We start from the raw sequence: 18,677 nt of genomic DNA, 5'->3' as shown, positions 1-18,677 counted from the left end.
ATTGCTGCCAAAATCGCCTCTCACACACTACGCAAATTGCTTCGCCGCCTTTTTGGTATTGATGTTCTCACCTTCCAGTCTCATTCTCTTTAATTCACATTAGACGTGAATTATGAATTAGATGACTATCGATGGGTAAAGAAAAGTCACGAGACCATTCATTCCAAGAGCCAAAATAATTTCTGGCATCAATTCCTAGTTCGTGTAGCGCAATCAGTGTGTTAGCAGCCCTAGAACCTTTAAAGCAGTAAACATACACAGTAGACTCGGAAGTAATACCCACTGATTGGCAAATTTCCCATATTTCTGCTGGTGAACGGAACATAGGGATTCCAGATTCAGATTTCATTAAACGATGCCATTCCAGCCAGATAGAATTAGGGATTCTCCCTTTGCGGGGACAAAAATCAGTACCGTAGGGAGAAGAACTTAGTCCTTGCCACTCATTGCTATCGCGCACATCTAATTTTATGATTTCTGGATTGTCAAGTGCTTGCAACATCTCGGTTGTAGTCACCATCATCTCAGCTTTGGGACGCAATCTAAAGATACTGCTTTCTCTTTCAGGTACTTCATTGGTGGTAGGTAAAGCAGCAGCCAGCCAAGCTTGATATCCTCCGTGTAAAACCCATACCTGAGTGCAACCTAAATACTTGAGTAAAAAAGCTGCTCGACAAGATTGACCGTAGCCTTGATTTAAAGCATCTTCATACACAATTAACCTTTCCCCACCAGATATTCCTAACTTGCTCATAATTTCTGCAAAATACTCCTGCAAGTTCTTTAACCCTAAGGGGGAAGAATTCTCTAAAAGATAAGTGAAAAAATCTCGGATATTGATAGATTGATATATGTGAGAAACAGCATAATCTTCGGGACTGCGCGTATCGATGATGACAGTTTTTGAGGATTTTTCTGCTAACAGAGACGTGAGTTCTGGAGGAGAGATGAGGAGTTTTGTATTCACGCGTTAATGCTTCTGTTATCGTACCCTTAGGCATTATCGCTCCCAGTGAATTTGCGGTTTGAAATAAAAATCACACAAGCATGAATTTTGAGTGTTAAATAGCTAGACAATTTCCATGCAACTATATATATGAAAAGTGATACTAGTAAGTAAAAACTAAATCATACAGCTAGCTACAACTTCTCATATAGAATTGTATTAAAAGCCCGTGACGAGGATTGAACTCGTGACCTCACCCTTACCAAGGGTGTGCTCTACCACTGAGCCACACGGGCAAATTTTTTGAAAATTTTAGATTTTGAATTGTATGTAAATTCAAAATCTAAAATTGAAGGTGGGCCGGGCTGGATTTGAACCAGCGTAGGCGTAAACCAACGGATTTACAGTCCGTCTCCATTAACCACTCGGACACCGACCCGTATGTCCCACGATTTACAATAATAGCAGCGTATTCTAGAAATGGCAAGGGGGTGATAAAAAATTTTTGGGAGTCCAAGAAACTAGAGTTTGTTGTAAGCACTTTAGTTCTGAATTTTCCCAGCCCTAAGTGCTTACTACGAAACAGCCTAATCTAAAAGTTCACCTGTTTCTTGCAGGGAGTGCAAACGACGGTAAATACCTTCTTGACTCAAAAGTTCATCGTGGCTACCAACTTCTACAATCTTTCCCTGGTCTAGAACTACAATCTTGTCTGCTTCTCGGACTGTACTTAGACGGTGAGCGATGACGATTGTGGTGCAGGTACCCTGAATCGATCGCATCGCCAATTGAATTGCACGCTCAGATTCATAATCTAGACTAGAGGTGGCTTCGTCAAAAATTAGCACATCTGGTTCTACAAGCAAGGCTCTAGCAATTCCCAAACGCTGTCTTTGTCCACCAGACAACCTCACTCCACGTTCCCCGACAACGGTGTAATAACCTTGGGGTAAGTGCTGCATGACTTCGTCAACTCTGGCGATTCTACAGGCTTCTTTTACCTCCTCAAAAGTAGCCTCAGGTCTACCGTAGGTGAGGTTATCTAAAACTGTACCGTTGAAAACGTCTACTTCTTGGTGAACGATCGCCAATCTGCGTCTATACTTACCTACATTCAAAGTGCGAATATCTTGACCATCAATCAAAATTTGCCCATCTTGTGGTTCAAAATAGCGCAACAGTAGTTTAACTAAGGTAGACTTACCAGAACCAGAGCGACCCACTAATGCCACTGTTTGGTATGGTTCAATCAATAAGTTGATATCTTGCAACACTTTCCGGCTAGCATCATAGCCAAAACTGACATGGGAGAATTCAACTTTGCCAGTGAATTTGTAGGGTGAGGATGTGTCGTCTTCTTCCAAAAGACTAGCCGCATCGTATCCAGTCGGCTCTTGCAGAAACTCGTGAAACCTCAGCATGGAAGAATACCGACGAGCAAACACTTCTGCTAGGGTACTAATCGGTTCCAATTCAGAATACGCCATGCTAGACAAGGTTAAAGTCATGATGAAATGACCGAGGGAAACCCTACCACTTACTGTTGCAGCCAATGTTAAACCCAAGATGCTAAATACGCAAAACTGAATAACAGTTTTTTGCCAAGTCAGCAGGTTAACATAGCCTTTGTGAATGCGATAATCTACCACCTTTAGCTCACGATCTAAACGTTGCTTTTGTCGTTTTAGTTCTTTCGATTCTGTAGCAAAAGCTTTCACCGTTTTGATATTGGTGATTAGTTCAGATGTGCGGCTTTCAGTGTCTTCCATGTATTTATCTAGAAGGCCTTCGTGCCAAATTATTCTCTGTAACTTTCTCAAGCTAAAGCCGAGAATAACAACGAAAGAAATTAGATAGAAAATCGCAATCCGCCATTCAATCAAGACAATAAATCCAAAAATTCCTAACACTCGAAATAGTTTGGGAATTAACTGTCCGGCGATTTCTGGATATGTCCAAGTGTGATTAGAAAGACCTCTACCTAGTCGTCCGGCAATTCTTCCCGGATTATTTACATCATAAAATTCTAAGGGAAGTGTGAGAATTTTCTCAATCGCTGATTGGGTTTTATCCCGACGTGATCTTAAGGCTATATCCCAATGAAACCAACTGGTTAGCCAAGGTTGTGTTGGCGCTCTCACGACGGTGACAAGGAAAATCAAACCCATTAATACACCCAAGGAGAGAGGTTTACTCACTGGGTAATTAGTTAATTGGGATAGAGTGGCGATCGCACTCTCTAAGGGTTTATCCAAGGGTTGATTGGACAAAACGTTCAAAATTTGCCCAATTGCATAAGGCACAACCAAATCCACAATTTCATAAACGCTAGAGACTGCAATAGTGAAGACACTCAGCTTCCAGTCGTCATGAAAATAATTGACAATATCTCTAAATTTAGCCATGATGCACACTGCCCAAGAGCGCGAGTGTTAGCTGGGAATTGCTATACTACATTAATATTACAATTGTAGTCAAGAGCCGGATAATTAAATCGCCCATTTGGGAGAGAAAGACCACTGTAATAGTTTGTGAAATGCTGTATCCCAACAGATGCTAAATACTTTCAATAGTTGGTCAACATTCAAACGAATCATTAATAACTTTGACTACTTTTATTCTTTTTTCAATTGTTCTAAATAAGCGGCAACCAATATCATAATTCTGCTACATCTTTGTTAAGAAAAGTTACAAGACGCTTAACATAGGACATATATTTTATGGTAGATTCACTTGAAAAGAAGTCACCGCATCAGGTTGTAATCATTGGTGGTGGTTTTGGTGGACTGTATACAGCAAAGACGCTGAAGACAGCGAATGTAAATGTTACTCTGATCGATAAACGTAACTTTCACCTATTTCAGCCACTTTTATATCAAGTTGCCACAGGTACTCTATCACCTGGTGACATTTCCTCACCATTACGAGCTGTATTCAGCAAAAGCAAAAATACACAAGTGTTGCTGGGAGAAGTAAAGGATATCAATCCCAAAGCTCAACAAGTTATTTTGGATGATAAAATAGTACCCTATGATACATTAATTGTTGCCACAGGTGCTAACCATTCTTATTTTGGTAAAGATCACTGGAAAGATTTTGCACCTGGCTTGAAAACTGTTGAAGATGCGATAGAAATGCGTCGTCGGATATTTGGCGCATTTGAAGCAGCAGAAAGTGAAAATGATCCCGAAAAACGCCGTGCTTGGTTGACGTTTGTGATTGTCGGGGGTGGTCCAACTGGTGTAGAATTGGCGGGTGCGATCGCTGAATTGGCATACAAAACCCTCAAAGAAGATTTCCGCAGCATCGACACCTCAGAAACAAAAATTTTACTATTGCAAGGGGGCGATCGCATCCTTCCACACATTGCGCCAGAGTTATCCCAAGTAGCCCAAGTATCTTTGGAAAAGTTGGGTGTAGTTATCCACACTAAAACCAGAGTGACAAATATTGAAAATAACACTGTTACTTTCAAGCAAGGCAATGAAATCAAAGAAATTCCCTCACAAACTATATTGTGGGCAGCAGGTGTAAAAGCTTCTCCAATGGGACAAATCTTAGCAGAACGTACAGGTGTAGAGTGCGATCACGCTGGACGTGTGATCGTAGAACCGGATTTAACTATTAGGGATTATAAAAACATCTTTGTAGTGGGGGATTTAGGCAACTTTTCCCATCAAAATGGTAAACCCTTACCTGGTGTTGCACCCGTAGCTACACAACAAGGAGAGTATGTAGCTAAACTCATTAAACGACGGCTTAAAGGTCAAACTTTGCCACAGTTTCGTTACAATGACGTAGGTAGTTTGGCAATGATTGGACAAAATTTAGCTGTTGTAGATTTAGGTTTAATCAAACTCCAAGGTTTCATTGCTTGGGTATTTTGGCTATTAATCCACATCTACTTCTTAATCGAGTTTGATACTAAATTACTAGTAGTATTTCAGTGGGCATGGAATTATATTACTCGTAACCGTCGCTCTAGATTAATTACAGGTCGAGAAGCTTTTGTACAAGCAAAAACTGTTAATTAACAATATATTTTGATTATTTAGCTGTAGGCAAGAATTCCAGACGATAACGATAAAGAGCAACTGGGCGATCGCCTGCGGTAAAGTAATCTGGATCTTGGGGTGAAAGGTAGACGGCAGTAACTTGATCTGCTTCAATTGCTGGAGATGAAGTAGACATTTGATGGTAAGAGGTAGTAGATTCAACTGAATTTAAGTAAGGTAAGGAACCACCTTTAAATAATTGCTGAAAAACTTCTGTAGTAATAAATTTACCATCTGGTGTAGTTTCTGTACCTCTTGCCGTAACTATAGAAATTAACTGACGTTCACCACGTAAAAATGTAATCTGACGATTAGGTGAATCTGGATCTACTTTGACTGACAATACTGCTTCATCGCCTAAATAAGACCTAGCTAAATTCAAACTATTAAATGCTCTATCAGCCACTAAAATTGTTGATTTAGCATCTAGCTGAAGCATGAATTTTAAGCCAGCAACCGAAGATTGTGCTTTTACAAACCGCACTAAAAAGCTCATGGGCTGATTTAATTGCTGACGATTCCCTTCAAATCCAGGTGTAACAATATCCGGCGCTAAAGGTGCTGCTAAATCTACCAAGGTACTTTTAACTTCCCAGGTTCCAGCCATCCATTCAGGGTAAACCAAATCTCCCTTAGCTGGCTCCACAGAAGTTAGTTGTTTCCACTGAGGAAAATGAGCCAAGCGTTCAGATAATTCACCTGCGGTTACTTTTTCACCCCAACCCAGCACCAAGAAAACAATTAAGCAAAGATTACAAATAACCCTGATAGTAAATGTTAATTTCATTTTGACAAGTTTGTAGTCAGGGCTTCAGCCCTTCAATTCTTGTTAGAGAGGGCTAAAGCTAAAGCCCCTAATACGAACATTCTTAAAGCAATGTTGGTATAGGCTCCCAAACTTCACCATATTTTTCTTTCAAGGCTTGCCAAGCTTCTACTTGTCCCGGTTCGTATTCTCCTGGTTTACCCCATTGTAGAAATAAGCTCAAAGCTGACTCTTGTTTCTCATCTAAAAACCGAATGGCATAGGTTGGAAAATTACCTCTTTTTGCTTCACCAGATTCAAATTTCACTTGTGTAATTTTTTCCATATTCAAGTGAAATTCAAAACCTTCGGTGTGCATATTGGCGTATTTGCCCTTAGCCAATTCTGCATAAAATAGCTTTTCTATTTTGCCTCGTGCTTCTAATACAGCTGCACTGCTAGTAACAATTAACCGCAAAGTTCCCAAGTCTTCACAAGCTTCTAAAAATTCTTTCAAAGTTGCACTCATACCTGTTACCCTTTCTCAATATTAATTAATGACTAATGATTACTTCTCGTACTGTTCATAGGCGCTAACAATGCGCTGAACTAGGGGATGGCGCACGACATCTTTTTGAGTGAATTCACAAACACCAATACCTTCAACGTGCTTTAAAACTTGTAAAGCCACTGTTAAACCTGATTGTTGATTCATTGGTAAATCGGTTTGTGTGGTGTCACCTGTAATTACCATGCGAGAACGGAAACCCAAACGGGTTAGAACCATCTTCATTTGGGCGGGTGTGGTATTCTGAGCTTCATCGACAATCACAAAAGCATGATTGAGGGTACGTCCTCGCATATAGGCGAGGGGTGCGACTTCAATAATACCCCTTTCTATCAAATTGGGGACTTTCTCTTGGTCGATGAATTCGTAAATTGCATCATAAAGGGGGCGGAGATAAGGATTAATTTTCTGCTGCAAATCTCCAGGTAAAAAACCCAACCTTTCCCCAGCTTCTACCGCCGGACGAGTCAAAATCAGCTTTTCTACTTGATTGGCGAGGAGCGCTTGGACGGCGACGACAACGGCGAGATATGTCTTACCAGTCCCAGCCGGGCCGATGCAAAAAGTGAGGTCACGTTTACGGATAGCTTCGATGTACTGGCGTTGTTTAAAGGTTTTAGCTCGGACTTCTTCGCCTCTGCGGGTTCTGGCTAGGACATCTCGCTGTAGTTCTTGTAGCTCGTCTTCGCGGTGATTATCTACAGCTTGACGGGCAGTTAAAATATCCGCACTAGAAATAGTATTGCCCTGAATCCAAATATTTTCTAGCGATCGCACTAATTTTGCTGCTAAGTCTCTTTGGGTTTCCGTACCATAAATATGTAACTCTTGCCCACGCAGTACTAAATTAGCTCCTGTGTGCCGTGATAGGATTTTCAGGTTTTCTTCTCTATCACCAGCTAGAGCGATCGTACTGGGAATGTTAGGCAGCTGAATTATCAAGGCATCTGCCATAAGTATTTTTTTAATTTGTGAAGAGCAATTCTTACTAAATTTCAGTAGTTTCCTGAGGTTTTTATCTCATTTTCGATTAGTTAGTTTTTATACTATTTTATAATAAAAAACCTCGTTAATTCTCGACTCTATCAAGGTTTTATTTAAATTTACTGACGAACTGTATTTTTATAATTTTGTAAATCCCAAAATATTTAATCATTTTTTAATATTTCTCAAGTAGAGACGCAATAACGTCTCTACTTTATTAAGAGTTGAGCTAAAAAACCTGCCAACCTTAACTCACTAAATTCAAAATAGGTTCACCATCATAACCAAAGACACTGCTCTGATTTAGTAGCGACCAACTTTGCGTGCAGCTTCTGCTTTGCGCTTGCGTCGCAAACTGGGTTTTTCGTATCTTTCCCGACGTTTAACTTCTGATAAAATCCCAGCTTTTTGAATTTTCTTTTTAAAACGTCTGATTGCCGAGTCAATAGACTCATTTTCCCCTAACCGGACTTCAGCCACTCCCTGGATTCACCTCCTGGCAGAGATTCTCACAGTTGTGCATAACCATTATTAACTGTATACAGTGGGTAACTTCTACTGGTAGCTGCCAAAAGATGTAAGTATTTTTTGACCACTTCCCAAATTTATCGAAGGTTCTGAGCGGAGTTAACTAAAACCGCTCAGGCTTCTCTTCTATTTTTAACTTAGTACAGCACAGATTAGATAAATCAACTATTCAAAATACGTAAAAAGCTTGCTTAATCAGCTTTTTGAATTTTGAATTTTGTAGCTTGCTTTCCTGAGTCAGCGTAAGCCTACCCGTAGGATATTCCGCGTAGCGGTACTAGCGAGTGCGTGGTTTAACAATCGGTCTTGGTGCTGCGTTTCCACTTCTTTCTCGTGATATGGGCAAAAGTGTACGTTCTTGTTGATCTTCTTCAACAGACATACCTTCCCGGCCTGGAGTGGTGCTGCCGTAAATATCCAAGTAAACTGATTGTCCAGTAAGTTGTGCCGCAGCAGCAATTACCGTGCGAATCGCCTGAATATTTCGTCCCCCTCGACCAAACACTTTCCCTTTATCTGCACTTTCAAAGGCGATGCGAACCCAAGCCCGTTTTAGGGTTGGAGAAATTTCACAATCGACACTTAAAGACTCTGGAGCTTCTAAAAATGGCTGCATCAAAAACTTGACTAGTCCAACGTAATTAGGACTAGTTGTTAGTGAATTGGCTGTGAGACTATGATGCGGTTGCGGTTGTTGCACTGACCTGTTCAAAGACATTTTGTTTTTGTAAGATGCGACGTACCGTGTCAGTGGGTTGAGCGCCTTGCTGTAGTCGCTTGACGATGCCGGGGACATCTAATCGCACTTCATCAGTTCTAGGGTTGTAAAATCCCAATTCTTCTAAGGGGCGACCATCGCGGCGAGAGAGACTATTCATGGCGACAATGCGGTAGCTCGCTTCCCGCTTTTTACCGTATCGCTTCAAGCGCAGTTTGATCATGATTGAAGAAACATTCTCCTATTTGTAGGTAATTGAGGAAGTTGCTGTCTTGATTCAGAACTTCTTTTACTGAAATGCTAATTTTAGCACTTGCCCAGGGTTTCGTGCTATTAGTCCAGAGTCAATAGTCCACAGTCGAGTGTGAGCAAACCTGTAAATTAGGCTGACGACTAATGACTATTGACTATTGATTTAAAGATTGCCGAAACCTTTTTTCTTTTTGTCTTTGGGCTTTTTCTTTTTCGTCCCTGCACTACCGCTATTGTAGCCGCGCCAGCCGGGAGCTGCGGGACGATTGCCCCCACCAGCGAAGGCATTACCCATACCACCGCCACCACCGAACATTCCCGGCATTCCGGGGAAATTACCTTGACCCATTTGCTGCATGAGCGATCGCATTTTTTGGAAATCAGCCACCAGTTTATTTACATCGGCTTCTTTATAACCGGAACCAGACGCAATCCGTCGCCGTCGGCTGGGGGAACTGGCAAGTAAGTCGGGGTCGCGGCGTTCTAGCATGGTCATGGAATTAATCATCGACTCACACCGCTTGAGTTGGGTTTCTCCTTGCTTGAGTTGGTCATCTGAGAGTTTACCCATCCCTGGAATCATCTTGAGGATACCCCCCAGTGATCCCATATTTTTCAACATCCGCAGTTGCTTCACAAAGTCGGTAAAGTCAAACTTCGCTGACAGGATTTTCTCCTGCATTTTCTCAGCATCAGCTAAGTCAAACTCTTCCTGGGCTTTCTCTACCAGTGTCAGCACGTCACCCATACCCAAAATCCGGGATGCCATACGATCTGGGTAAAATGGTTGTAGGGCTTCGACTTTTTCCCCCACACCCACAAACTTAATCGGCGCTCCCGAAATTTGCCGTACCGATAACGCCGCACCACCACGGCTATCACCATCCATCTTGGTAAGAATTGCCCCAGTTATACCTATTTGCTCGTGGAAAGTACGGGTGAGGTTTGCGGCTTCTTGACCAGTCATCGAATCCACCACCAGCAATGTTTCGTGGGGCTGGACGGTTTCTTTGATGCGGGCTAATTCCGCCATCATATCCTCGTCAATTTGCAGACGACCTGCTGTATCAATGATGACCGTGTTCACACCTTCGGCTCTGGCACGTTCCACACCTTGACGGGCAATTTCTACCGGGTCTGCATCGCTTCCCAATTCAAACACTGGTACGTCAATTTGTTTACCTAGTGTGAGCAACTGGTCAATAGCGGCTGGACGATATACGTCTGTAGCTACCAACAAGCAACTGCGTTCTAATTTGCGTAAATGTAAAGCTAATTTGGCGGTGGCTGTGGTTTTACCAGTACCTTGTAAACCAGCCATCAAAACAATTGTGGGCTTTTGTTCCACTTCCGCCAGGGGAACATTCTCTTCCCCCATCACCTGTACCAGCTCATCGTAAACAATCTTGATGAACTGCTGGTCAGGTCGCACGCCGCTAATAACTTCGGCTCCCTGGGCCTTGGCTTCAACTTCGCTAATAAAATCTTTGACTACTTGGAGGTTAACATCTGCTTCCAATAGGGCGCGGCGCACTTCCCGCAAAGCATCTTGAATGTTAGATTCGGAAATTTTATCTTGCCCGCGCAGCTTTTTCCAGGCGGATTCTAAACGGTCTGCTAATGCGTCAAACATATCTTAGTTACAGTTATTGAGCCAATGGGGATGTCCGAATCAGCTATATAATGCGATTCAGGAATTTTTATAATGTGCTATTTACCAGCTTAGTAGTTTTTCCCGCGACTTGAGCAGAGGATACCTACCTTTGTGTTGGGTGGCTAAAGTGGCTAACTGAACATCTAAATTTATATTTGCCGATGATGCTACTGGATTAGAAGGCAAAAGCGGTCATAATTCGCTTGGTTGCTCCCTGTACTTCCTGGTTGATGGGTGATTGCTGGAACAACAAAGAACTCACTGTATAGAGATGTATCTACCGCTAACGGCGAATGATAATTCATCTATTATTAGGGATTAAAGAGAGAACATATCTCAAAGTATTACTTATGACTAGCAACACTCTCATTCAATCTACAGAAATTGTTCACCTGTCAGGGATTAGTTGGCAAACTTACGAAAATTTGCTAGTTGAACTGAGTGCTAGTCGTCGCCTCCGACTTACTTACAATCGGGGTAATCTGGAAATTATGCTTCCTTCGCCTGAACATGAAATTTATAAGAAAGTATTGGGTCGATTTGTCGAAACTTTGTCAGAAGAATTAAATGTTAAGATTCAACCGCTTGGTTCTACAACTTTTAAACACCCAGAACTAAGTGGAGCAGAACCAGATGAATGTTTTTATATTAAAAATATCAATTTAATTAAGGGTAAAACAAGAATTGATTTACAGCAAGATCCGCCACCGGACTTGGTAGTAGAAATTGATATCAGCAGTAGTTCTAAAAATCGTTTTGAAGTTTATGCTGAAATGGGTGTACCAGAGATTTGGGTATACGATCGCCAAACTTTTAGTATCCACATTTTACAAAATAAAACGTATACTAATGTTGATCAGAGTTTGGCTTTTCCTGGGTTGCCTGTTTTAGAAATAGTTAACTTTTTAGAGCAGGTTGAGCAGAAAGATTATTTAGATTTGATTCGAGAATTTCGTGGCTGGGTTAAAAGTAAAATTGAGCATCGATGAATCAATTCAAAATTCAAAATGAACCGCAACTTCTTGAAGAAGTCATGAAATTGAAGAATTAACTAAATTTTCTACGGTATCAGCATCATTTGGTAACACGGCGGTGAGGACTTCGCTACCTCTGTCTGTGACTAAAACATCATCTTCAATGCGGATTCCTCGGACATCGGCGAATTGTGATAGGCGTTCCCAGTTGACTGTATATTGATATCTTGAGCGAATTTTTTCATCGTTTAAGATGGCGGGAACTTGGTAAAATCCGGGTTCAATTGTGACCAACATTCCTGTACGTAGGGAACGATTTAAACGCAGGTAGCCTAAGCCGAAGCGATCGCTCCTTTTCTTCCCTTCTTCATATCCGGCTAAATCTCCCAAATCTTCCATGTCATGGACATCTAAACCCAATAGATGACCGATACCGTGGGGGAAAAATAAAGCATGGGCATCTTTTTCTACTAAATCTTCGGGATTACCTCGTAAAATGCCTAAATTTACCAAACCTTCAGCAATCACCTTAGCCCCTAATAGATGAATCTCTGCATACTCGACACCGGGGCGGATATTGGCAATGCAAGCATCATGGGCTGCTAGGACTACATCATATATATCGCGTTGGGTGGGGGAAAATTTACCAGACACAGGCCAGGTACGGGTGATATCAGCAGCCCAACCTAGCTCTGTTTCGCCGCCGACATCGGCTAATAATAAATCTCCTGGTTGCAGAAGATGGTGATATTGTTCGTTGTGTAAAACTTCGCCGTGGACTGTGACAATACTGTTATAAGCAGTAGTCATGTTGTGAGCGATGAAAACGCTTTCCATTGCGGCTCTAACTTCCGCTTCGGTTTTGGCGTTTGCTGTGGCTACCATACCGGCTTTGTGTGCTGCTACACTCACAGTTGCAGCTTTGCGTAACTCAGCTAATGCGTCTTGGTCGTGGGTGAGGCGTAAGGTGACGATCGCTTTGGCTAATTCTAAGTCAATTCCTTCTGGTTGACTTTGGGGTAAAACCCATCTATTCATTAGTTGGGATTGCTGTGTCCAAGTTGTCGCATCTTGAACGGCAATAGTAGCTGCACCTTCTAGGAATGGAGTTAATTCTGATAATGGTTGAGCTGCATCTGCACCAATGGTTTGGGCGATTTCTTCACGCTTGGGGGTTTCTCCGTGCCACAGGGCGCTACTGGGTGCAGGATCATCAATAAATAAGGTTAACTTGCCGGCTTCTAGGTGAATGGCGGCATTTTGTAAGGGTAAGCCAGCAAAGTAGAGGAAGTGACTGCTGGCACGAAAAGGAAAACGATTGGCAGGAAAGTTACGGGAATTGCTACCACCAGACCATAAAATTGCTGGAAAATTAATTATATTAGCTAGTCTTTGGCGGCGATCGCGTAAAGTATTTGCTAAAAAATTCATAAAGTTAATCTGAATTACGAATTATTTTATGGGACAACAAATTATTCAAGTAGATGCTTTCACTAATAAACCGTTCGCGGGCAATCCTGCGGCTGTCTGTGTTTTACCTGCTCCTCAAGATGACACTTGGATGCAAAATGTAGCCCAGGAAATGAATTTATCGGAGACGGCTTTTTTAGTCAAACAAGATGATGGTTTCAGTCTGCGGTGGTTCACGCCGACGGTGGAAGTACCGCTTTGTGGTCATGCGACTTTAGCCAGCGCCCATGTTTTGTGGTCAGAGGGGCATTTGTCCCCCGATGAAATTGCCCGTTTTCATACCAAAAGTGGTTTACTGATTGCCAAGCGCCAAGATGATTGGATTGAGTTAGATTTTCCGGTAAATCACTCACAACCAATAACAACGCCGCCTGAACTAGGTGAGGCTTTGGGTGTGCCGTTGAAAGTAGTTGTACAGAACTCCTTGGGCTATTTGGTAGAGGTGGAGTCTGAGGATTTGGTGCGGCAAATGCAGCCGAATTTCTCAAAACTGGCAACCTTATTAACTGGTAATGCTATTGTAACTAGTCAAACTCAGCCTGATTCCCAATATGATTTTGTCTCTCGTTTCTTTGCTCCTGGTTTGGGTATAAATGAAGACCCCGTTACAGGGGCGGCTCATTGTTGCTTGGCTGCTTATTGGCGCGATCGCTTGCATAAAAATGAGTTTTTGGCTTATCAAGCTTCTAGTCGCGGTGGGGTGGTGAAGGTTAGTTATGGGGGAGGCGATCGTGTATTTCTCTCAGGACAGGCGGTTACTGTGTTGAGGGGGGAGTTAATTTAACGCAAAGGGGCGCAGAGGTACGCAGAGAGTTTGCTTTGTGTTCCTCTGCGTTTAAAATTAAGCGTCACAATAGATGAATAAACATATATTTTATTTCCCATGTCTGCTAAAAATACAGCTAATAAAAGTTCTATTGTCGGTTGTGATTGGCCTATTGAGCAGTTGCCTGGATTGAGCGAAGATGAAAAATCTCAACTAGACAATTATGGAATTAAGACTACATTAGGGCTAGTCAAACAAGGTAAAACTTTAGAATCTAGGTTGGCTTTGGCTAATAAGTTGCAAGTACATCTTCAGTATGTAAATAAATGGGTGGCTTTAGCAGATTTAGCCAGGATTCCTAGTGTGGGAACACAATATTGTGGTCTGTTACTTCATGCAGGTGTTGGTTCTGTGGCACAGTTAGCCCAGATTCCTACTCACAGATTACACAAACAGATTTTGCGCTTACAAGTAGCCACTTTGCAGCGTCGAGATTTGTGTCCAGCAATTGAATTAGTCCAACAATGGAGTCAGCAGGCGAATATGATCAACACTTAACAGTTACTTAACATTTAACAGTTAACAGTGATTCCCTAATCTTTCGCCAGCACCCCGTTGAGGAAGATATCGGCAAGTCCTTCTGCCATCTGCTGCATTTGTTGGGGTGAAGCATCTGGTTGCATGAGAGTATTGTTAGAGAAACCAGCGATCGCAAACATTCCCAGGAAGACTTTTGCTACAAGATTGGCATCTGCTTGGCGATAAATGCCTTTATCCATTGCGGTTTGGAAGAAGGCTTCGGCGACATCGGTCATTTTACCAATGACTTCTTCTTGAATGCGATCGCGTAAGTCTGGATGAAACTGCACTTCCATGAAGCAAACCCGCATTAAATCGGCGTTTTTTTGTAAATTCCACATTCGGCGGCGCATTACCTGAGCGACAGCTTTATAGCTACCCATTTCACTCAATTCTGTGAGCAAATCTGTGAGAATTTCCACCCAACCGCTAGTTGCTACTTCCACCAAAATCGCTTTTTTATTCTGGAAATGCCGAAACAAAGTCCCTTCGGCTACACCTGCGGCTTGCGCTAAATCGCGGGTGGTAGTACCATCAAAGCCTTGGGAAGCGAATAATTTCAGCGCCGCTTGCAAAATTCGGGTACGTGTCTGTGCCTCTGAAGGTGGAGAAGAATTAAAAACTCGCATAATAGTTAATGTAAAATCTCCGGAACACTACTTGTAGCATTATTGTCTAACGTCAGGTACAAAAAGCACAGAAAGCTTAATACAAGATTAACGCTCCAATTGTCAATTGACCTGTGGCTTAGGTAGTGGATACATACACTTACTTGTTGCTTATGAATCAACTTAGTCGTTCAATATCGCGTCGGCTGTTGGCAATTTTAATGGCAACAGTTGTCTCTTGGTGGGGATGGACACCAGAAGTAGCGTTAGCACAAACGCCAACCCTGCTCCAACTACAACCAAGCAAAACGCCAACCACAAAAGCTCCAACTTCGATTCAGCCCTATCTAGACAGGGTAATTGATCAGTTGACGGAGTTCCGGCTTGATAATGGCATGAAGTTTATTGTCTTAGAACGCCATCAAGCACCAGTAGTTTCTTTCCTCACCTATGCAGATGTTGGAGGTGTGGATGAGCCAGAAGGACAGACTGGTGTAGCCCACTTTCTGGAGCATTTGGCGTTCAAAGGCACTACACGCATCGGTACGAAGGATTATCAGGCGGAAAAACCTCTACTTGAGCGTTTAGAACAGTTAGACACTCAAATTAGAGCAGCCAGAGCTAATGGTAAGCAAGATGAGGTTGCTAAATTGGAAGCTACTTTTAAGGAAGTGGAAGCACAAGCTGACAAATTAGTCAACCAAAATGAAATGGGGCAAATTGTGGAACAGGCTGGTGGTGTAGGTTTAAATGCTACTACCTCGGCGGAAGCAACTCGTTACTTCTACAGTTTTCCCGCGAATAAGTTGGAACTTTGGATGTCCTTGGAGTCAGATAGATTTCTTGAGCCGGTGATTCGGCGGGAGTTTTATAAAGAAAAAGATGTGATTTTGGAAGAACGCAGGATGCGGGTGGATAATTCACCTATTGGTATGATGATAGAGAAATTTATCGATACCGCTTTCACAGTTCATCCTTACAGACGGCCTGTCATTGGTTATGACCAAGATATCCGTAATCTCACACCAGTCGATGTAGAGAAGTTTTTTGAAACTTACTACGTACCCAGTAATATTACTATTGCTGTTGTTGGGGATGTGAAGACGGCTGAGGTGAAACGACTGGCACAAATTTATTTTGGACGCTACAAAGCAGCACCGAAACCACAGTCAGAAATTGCTCCAGAACCAAAGCAGACACAAACAAGAGAAGTTACTTTAGAATTACCTTCTCAACCTTGGTATTTGGAAGGCTATCATCGTCCGTCAGGTACTCATCCAGATAATGCGGTATATGACATTATTGGTGGTTTATTAAGTAATGGACGCACTTCGCGGTTATATAAGTCTTTGGTGGAACAACAGCGTTTAGCGTTAAATGCCCAAGGCTTTAGTGGCTTCCCTGGGGATAAGTATCCCAACCTGATGCTGTTCTATGCTCTCACAGCGCCTGGTCATACAGTTGATGAGGTAGCGGTAGCTTTAAGCAAAGAAATTGACAAGTTAAAAACTGAACCTGTATCTACAGTTGAATTAGAACGGGTAAAAACTCAAGCTAGGGCTGGTTTGTTACGTAGCCTCAATTCTAATAGTGGCATGGCACAGCAACTTTTGGAATATGAGGTGAAAACTGGCTCTTGGCGAAATTTGTTTAAACAATTAGATGAGATTGTTGCTGTGACTCCTGCTGATATTCAACGAGTGGCCAAGGCAGCATTTACACCAGAGAATCGCACAATTGGCAAGTTGTTATCCAAAAAAGCATGAGCAATACACCGCAAAGATGAGGAAATAAGCAACAAATATGCACAGGCAAAATAACTTCAAAATGGGAAAAGGCAAAAGGTTAATTTATGCGTTGGTGGCTATTTTTGCCTTTTTAGGTGTAACTTTTAACTTTTCGCTGACAGCGACAGCAGCAGCCAAGCACTACACAGAGTTGGAGTTTGGGCCTTTACCTGAGGTAAATTTACCCAAGTATGAACGGTTTGTGTTGCAAAATGGCTTGGTTGTCTATCTGATGGAGGATCGGGAACTACCTTTAATTAGTGGTACAGCACTAGTACGGACTGGAAGTCGTTGGGAACCAGCAGATAAAGTCGGTTTGGCGGGTTTTACAGGTGCAGTCATGCGGACTGGTGGTACTAAGAAACATTCATCTGATAATCTCAATGAAATACTAGAACAACGGGCAGCATCTGTAGAAGTTAATATCGGTGAAGCTGCGGGTAGTGCTAGTTTTGAGGCACTGAGTGAAGATGTCGAAACAGTGTTTGGGCTATTTTCGGAGGTACTGCGAGAGCCAGTGTTTGCTCAAACAAAACTGGATTTAGTGAAAACTCAAGCTAAGGGTGGTATTGCTCGCCGTAATGATAACCCCAATGATATAGCCAGTAGGGAATTTCGCAAGTTGATTTATGGCAAGGATAGCCCTTATGCCCGTATTACTGAGTATGCCACAGTGGATGCGATCGCCCGCGAAGATTTGCTCAAATTTCACCAGCAATATTTTCACCCCAATAATATGATTTTGGGCATTGTCGGCGATTTTGATCCTAAACAAATGCGATCGCTTGTACAAGCCAAGTTAGGCGACTGGCGACGTAACCCTAGATTGACTAAACCAGCTTTACCGGAAGTATCCCCAGCTAAGACAGGTGGGGTGTTTTTCGTCAATCAACCCCAGTTAACTCAGAGTAGTGTGTTAGTTGGGCATTTGGGTGGTAAGTTCGATAGCCCCGATTATGCAGCCTTGGATGTATTGAATGGTGTATTAAACGGTTTTGGGGGACGTTTATTTAATGAAGTGCGATCGCGTCAAGGTTTAGCCTATTCTGTATATTGTTACTGGAGTCCCCGCTTTGACTATCCAGGGATGTTCATGGCTGGTGGACAAACCCGTTCTGATGCTACTGTGCAGTTCATCAATGCTTTAAAGACAGAGATTAAACGCATTCAAGCTCAACCAGTGACAGCAGAAGAATTATCTCGCGCTAAAGAGTCTACACTCAATTCTTTTGTATTCAACTTTCAAGACCCCAGCCAAACCTTGTCACGGTTAATGCGTTATGAATATTACGGCTATCCGGCTGATTTCCTGTTCCGCTATCAAAAAGCTGTAGCTGCAACTACAGCATCTGATGTGCAACGGGTAGCCAAGCAATACCTCAAGCCAGAAAATCTCGTGACTTTGGTTGTCGGAAATCAAGCCACCATACAACCACCATTGACTCGGTTAGCGGCTCAAGTCACGCCGATAGATGTGACTATTCCTGTCCCACAACAACAATCGCAGAATTAATCACTGAAGTTTTTGAGGATGATGAAAACCCCAGATTATTGAAGAAATCTGGGGTTTTCAGTTTATAAATTCCATGAAGACAAAGAAGTTGTACTAATATAAAAAATTTGGTTTTATAGACAAAATCCAAGTAATTTTGTCTGAAAAATCAGTCAGATAATATTGACTTTATTAAATAAAAAATCAAAATATAGGGGAGGAATTCTAATCTTTTAGATTAGCTATATCCATGTATTGCTTTGCATTGATATGAACAAATTGCAGGAGCCAAGTAAATGGTGAACATAAAAATCTCTGACCTTTCTCCCGGTGACGAAGGAAAATCTATTAATGAACTCACTGTTTGGGAAATGAAAACTGTGTATGCTGGTTTAGAAAGAAGATATGGTAGAAGACGACAAGTTGAAACTAGTCTAGAAGAGCCAGACACAAACTCAATACCTGATACAAATGCAATTCTTGGTCAATGGATGGATAATCTAGACTTTCAAATTAAAGACTTGCGAGAACAGCTTGGTATTCCCCAATAG

At 42.2% G+C, this 18,677-nt stretch carries 18 protein-coding genes, 2 tRNA genes and 1 pseudogene; 8 read left to right on the top strand and 13 right to left on the bottom strand.

Going from position 1 to position 18,677, the window contains the following annotated elements:
* Window positions 1-93 (top strand): annotated as a pseudogene (locus H6G18_RS25345) (IS982 family transposase); the annotation flags it as partial.
* 1 nt (window position 94) lies between these two features.
* Here the strand turns inward: H6G18_RS25345 and H6G18_RS17370 are convergent.
* The 4 genes from H6G18_RS17370 to H6G18_RS17355 all read right to left on the bottom strand — a co-directional run bounded on the left by H6G18_RS17370 (window position 95) and on the right by H6G18_RS17355 (window position 3,351).
* Window positions 95-967: a sulfurtransferase gene (locus H6G18_RS17370; protein ID WP_190408350.1), complete on the bottom strand. Its 873-nt coding sequence runs from the start codon at window positions 965-967 to the stop codon at window positions 95-97.
* Between the two features lie 203 nt (window positions 968-1,170).
* Window positions 1,171-1,242 (bottom strand) — tRNA-Thr (locus H6G18_RS17365).
* Between the two features lie 60 nt (window positions 1,243-1,302).
* A tRNA-Tyr gene (locus tag H6G18_RS17360) sits at window positions 1,303-1,385 on the bottom strand.
* A 148-nt stretch (window positions 1,386-1,533) separates the two neighbouring features.
* Window positions 1,534-3,351 (bottom strand): ABC transporter ATP-binding protein, encoded by a 1,818-nt coding sequence (locus H6G18_RS17355; RefSeq protein WP_190408349.1) that lies wholly within the window; start codon window positions 3,349-3,351, stop codon window positions 1,534-1,536.
* Between the two features lie 315 nt (window positions 3,352-3,666).
* Between H6G18_RS17355 and H6G18_RS17350 the strand changes: the two genes are divergently transcribed.
* Window positions 3,667-4,980: an NAD(P)/FAD-dependent oxidoreductase gene (locus tag H6G18_RS17350; protein ID WP_190408348.1), complete on the top strand. Its 1,314-nt coding sequence runs from the start codon at window positions 3,667-3,669 to the stop codon at window positions 4,978-4,980.
* 13 nt (window positions 4,981-4,993) lie between these two features.
* Here the strand turns inward: H6G18_RS17350 and H6G18_RS17345 are convergent, their stop codons facing one another.
* From H6G18_RS17345 to ffh, 7 genes are all read right to left on the bottom strand, one after another.
* The gene (locus H6G18_RS17345; RefSeq protein WP_190408347.1) at window positions 4,994-5,788 is read right to left on the bottom strand and encodes a DUF6816 family protein; all 795 of its coding nucleotides are present in this window, start codon (window positions 5,786-5,788) and stop codon (window positions 4,994-4,996) included.
* Between the two features lie 82 nt (window positions 5,789-5,870).
* A complete protein-coding gene (locus H6G18_RS17340) occupies window positions 5,871-6,275 on the bottom strand; it encodes a ChuX/HutX family heme-like substrate-binding protein (RefSeq protein WP_190408346.1) in 405 nt (134 codons plus the stop codon).
* A 39-nt stretch (window positions 6,276-6,314) separates the two neighbouring features.
* Window positions 6,315-7,268: a PhoH family protein gene (locus H6G18_RS17335; RefSeq protein ID WP_190408345.1), complete on the bottom strand. Its 954-nt coding sequence runs from the start codon at window positions 7,266-7,268 to the stop codon at window positions 6,315-6,317.
* A gap of 333 nt (window positions 7,269-7,601) precedes the next feature.
* Complete coding sequence (gene rpsU, locus H6G18_RS17330; protein WP_190408344.1) at window positions 7,602-7,778, bottom strand: 30S ribosomal protein S21; 177 nt, start codon at window positions 7,776-7,778, stop codon at window positions 7,602-7,604.
* A gap of 325 nt (window positions 7,779-8,103) precedes the next feature.
* Window positions 8,104-8,544 (bottom strand): KH domain-containing protein, encoded by a 441-nt coding sequence (locus tag H6G18_RS17325; RefSeq protein WP_190408343.1) that lies wholly within the window; start codon window positions 8,542-8,544, stop codon window positions 8,104-8,106.
* Window positions 8,501-8,767, bottom strand: a complete 267-nt coding sequence (rpsP, locus tag H6G18_RS17320) for a 30S ribosomal protein S16 (protein WP_190408342.1) — start codon at window positions 8,765-8,767, stop codon at window positions 8,501-8,503. Before rpsP ends, H6G18_RS17325 begins: the two co-directional genes overlap by 44 nt.
* A gap of 192 nt (window positions 8,768-8,959) precedes the next feature.
* Window positions 8,960-10,429 carry a signal recognition particle protein gene (gene ffh, locus H6G18_RS17315; RefSeq protein WP_190408341.1) on the bottom strand — a complete coding sequence of 490 codons (1,470 nt, stop codon included), beginning with the start codon at window positions 10,427-10,429 and terminating at the stop codon, window positions 8,960-8,962.
* Window positions 10,430-10,800: 371 nt separating this feature from the next.
* On the opposite strand from ffh, the gene H6G18_RS17310 reads away from it, so the two are divergent.
* Entirely contained in the window at window positions 10,801-11,439 is a 639-nt protein-coding gene (locus tag H6G18_RS17310; RefSeq protein WP_190408340.1) for a Uma2 family endonuclease, read from the top strand.
* Window positions 11,440-11,481: 42 nt separating this feature from the next.
* Here the strand turns inward: H6G18_RS17310 and H6G18_RS17305 are convergent, their stop codons facing one another.
* Window positions 11,482-12,855, bottom strand: coding sequence for an aminopeptidase P family protein (locus H6G18_RS17305; protein WP_190408339.1), 1,374 nt, complete (start codon window positions 12,853-12,855; stop codon window positions 11,482-11,484).
* A 28-nt stretch (window positions 12,856-12,883) separates the two neighbouring features.
* On the opposite strand from H6G18_RS17305, the gene H6G18_RS17300 reads away from it, so the two are divergent.
* A complete protein-coding gene (locus H6G18_RS17300; RefSeq protein ID WP_190408338.1) occupies window positions 12,884-13,678 on the top strand; it encodes a PhzF family phenazine biosynthesis protein in 795 nt (264 codons plus the stop codon).
* A 99-nt stretch (window positions 13,679-13,777) separates the two neighbouring features.
* Window positions 13,778-14,218, top strand: a complete 441-nt coding sequence (locus H6G18_RS17295) for a DUF4332 domain-containing protein (protein WP_190408337.1) — start codon at window positions 13,778-13,780, stop codon at window positions 14,216-14,218.
* Between the two features lie 35 nt (window positions 14,219-14,253).
* Here the strand turns inward: H6G18_RS17295 and H6G18_RS17290 are convergent, their stop codons facing one another.
* Window positions 14,254-14,868 carry a TetR/AcrR family transcriptional regulator gene (locus tag H6G18_RS17290; RefSeq protein WP_190408336.1) on the bottom strand — a complete coding sequence of 205 codons (615 nt, stop codon included), beginning with the start codon at window positions 14,866-14,868 and terminating at the stop codon, window positions 14,254-14,256.
* A gap of 152 nt (window positions 14,869-15,020) precedes the next feature.
* Here H6G18_RS17290 and H6G18_RS17285 point away from each other — a divergent pair, with 152 nt between their 5' ends.
* The 3 genes from H6G18_RS17285 (at window position 15,021) to H6G18_RS17275 (ending at window position 18,677) form a co-directional block, all read left to right on the top strand.
* Entirely contained in the window at window positions 15,021-16,613 is a 1,593-nt protein-coding gene (locus H6G18_RS17285; protein WP_190408335.1) for a M16 family metallopeptidase, read from the top strand.
* Window positions 16,614-16,674: 61 nt separating this feature from the next.
* Complete coding sequence (locus tag H6G18_RS17280; protein WP_242040378.1) at window positions 16,675-18,147, top strand: M16 family metallopeptidase; 1,473 nt, start codon at window positions 16,675-16,677, stop codon at window positions 18,145-18,147.
* A 275-nt stretch (window positions 18,148-18,422) separates the two neighbouring features.
* Window positions 18,423-18,677, top strand: coding sequence for a hypothetical protein (locus H6G18_RS17275; RefSeq protein ID WP_190408333.1), 255 nt, complete (start codon window positions 18,423-18,425; stop codon window positions 18,675-18,677).

The organism is Anabaena subtropica FACHB-260 (assembly GCF_014697105.1).
GTDB classification, from domain to species: domain Bacteria; phylum Cyanobacteriota; class Cyanobacteriia; order Cyanobacteriales; family Nostocaceae; genus Trichormus; species Trichormus subtropicus.
This window is presented reverse-complemented; position numbering and strand designations above follow the sequence as displayed.

Bases quoted from the DNA above. Each gene is read 5' to 3' on its own strand.
- H6G18_RS17325 (WP_190408343.1), bottom strand. From the start codon at position 8,544: ATGTCTTTGAACAGGTCAGTGCAACAACCGCAACCGCATCATAGTCTC.
- rpsP (WP_190408342.1), bottom strand. From the start codon at position 8,767: ATGATCAAACTGCGCTTGAAGCGATACGGTAAAAAGCGGGAAGCGAGC.
- H6G18_RS17300 (WP_190408338.1), top strand. From the start codon at position 12,884: ATGGGACAACAAATTATTCAAGTAGATGCTTTCACTAATAAACCGTTC.
- H6G18_RS17355 (WP_190408349.1), bottom strand. From the start codon at position 3,351: ATGGCTAAATTTAGAGATATTGTCAATTATTTTCATGACGACTGGAAG.
- H6G18_RS17335 (WP_190408345.1), bottom strand. From the start codon at position 7,268: ATGGCAGATGCCTTGATAATTCAGCTGCCTAACATTCCCAGTACGATC.
- H6G18_RS17350 (WP_190408348.1), top strand. From the start codon at position 3,667: ATGGTAGATTCACTTGAAAAGAAGTCACCGCATCAGGTTGTAATCATT.
- H6G18_RS17345 (WP_190408347.1), bottom strand. From the start codon at position 5,788: ATGAAATTAACATTTACTATCAGGGTTATTTGTAATCTTTGCTTAATT.
- H6G18_RS17295 (WP_190408337.1), top strand. From the start codon at position 13,778: ATGTCTGCTAAAAATACAGCTAATAAAAGTTCTATTGTCGGTTGTGAT.
- H6G18_RS17290 (WP_190408336.1), bottom strand. From the start codon at position 14,868: ATGCGAGTTTTTAATTCTTCTCCACCTTCAGAGGCACAGACACGTACC.
- H6G18_RS17280 (WP_242040378.1), top strand. From the start codon at position 16,675: ATGGGAAAAGGCAAAAGGTTAATTTATGCGTTGGTGGCTATTTTTGCC.
- H6G18_RS17275 (WP_190408333.1), top strand. From the start codon at position 18,423: ATGGTGAACATAAAAATCTCTGACCTTTCTCCCGGTGACGAAGGAAAA.
- H6G18_RS17305 (WP_190408339.1), bottom strand. From the start codon at position 12,855: ATGAATTTTTTAGCAAATACTTTACGCGATCGCCGCCAAAGACTAGCT.
- H6G18_RS17310 (WP_190408340.1), top strand. From the start codon at position 10,801: ATGACTAGCAACACTCTCATTCAATCTACAGAAATTGTTCACCTGTCA.
- ffh (WP_190408341.1), bottom strand. From the start codon at position 10,429: ATGTTTGACGCATTAGCAGACCGTTTAGAATCCGCCTGGAAAAAGCTG.
- H6G18_RS17340 (WP_190408346.1), bottom strand. From the start codon at position 6,275: ATGAGTGCAACTTTGAAAGAATTTTTAGAAGCTTGTGAAGACTTGGGA.
- H6G18_RS17285 (WP_190408335.1), top strand. From the start codon at position 15,021: ATGAATCAACTTAGTCGTTCAATATCGCGTCGGCTGTTGGCAATTTTA.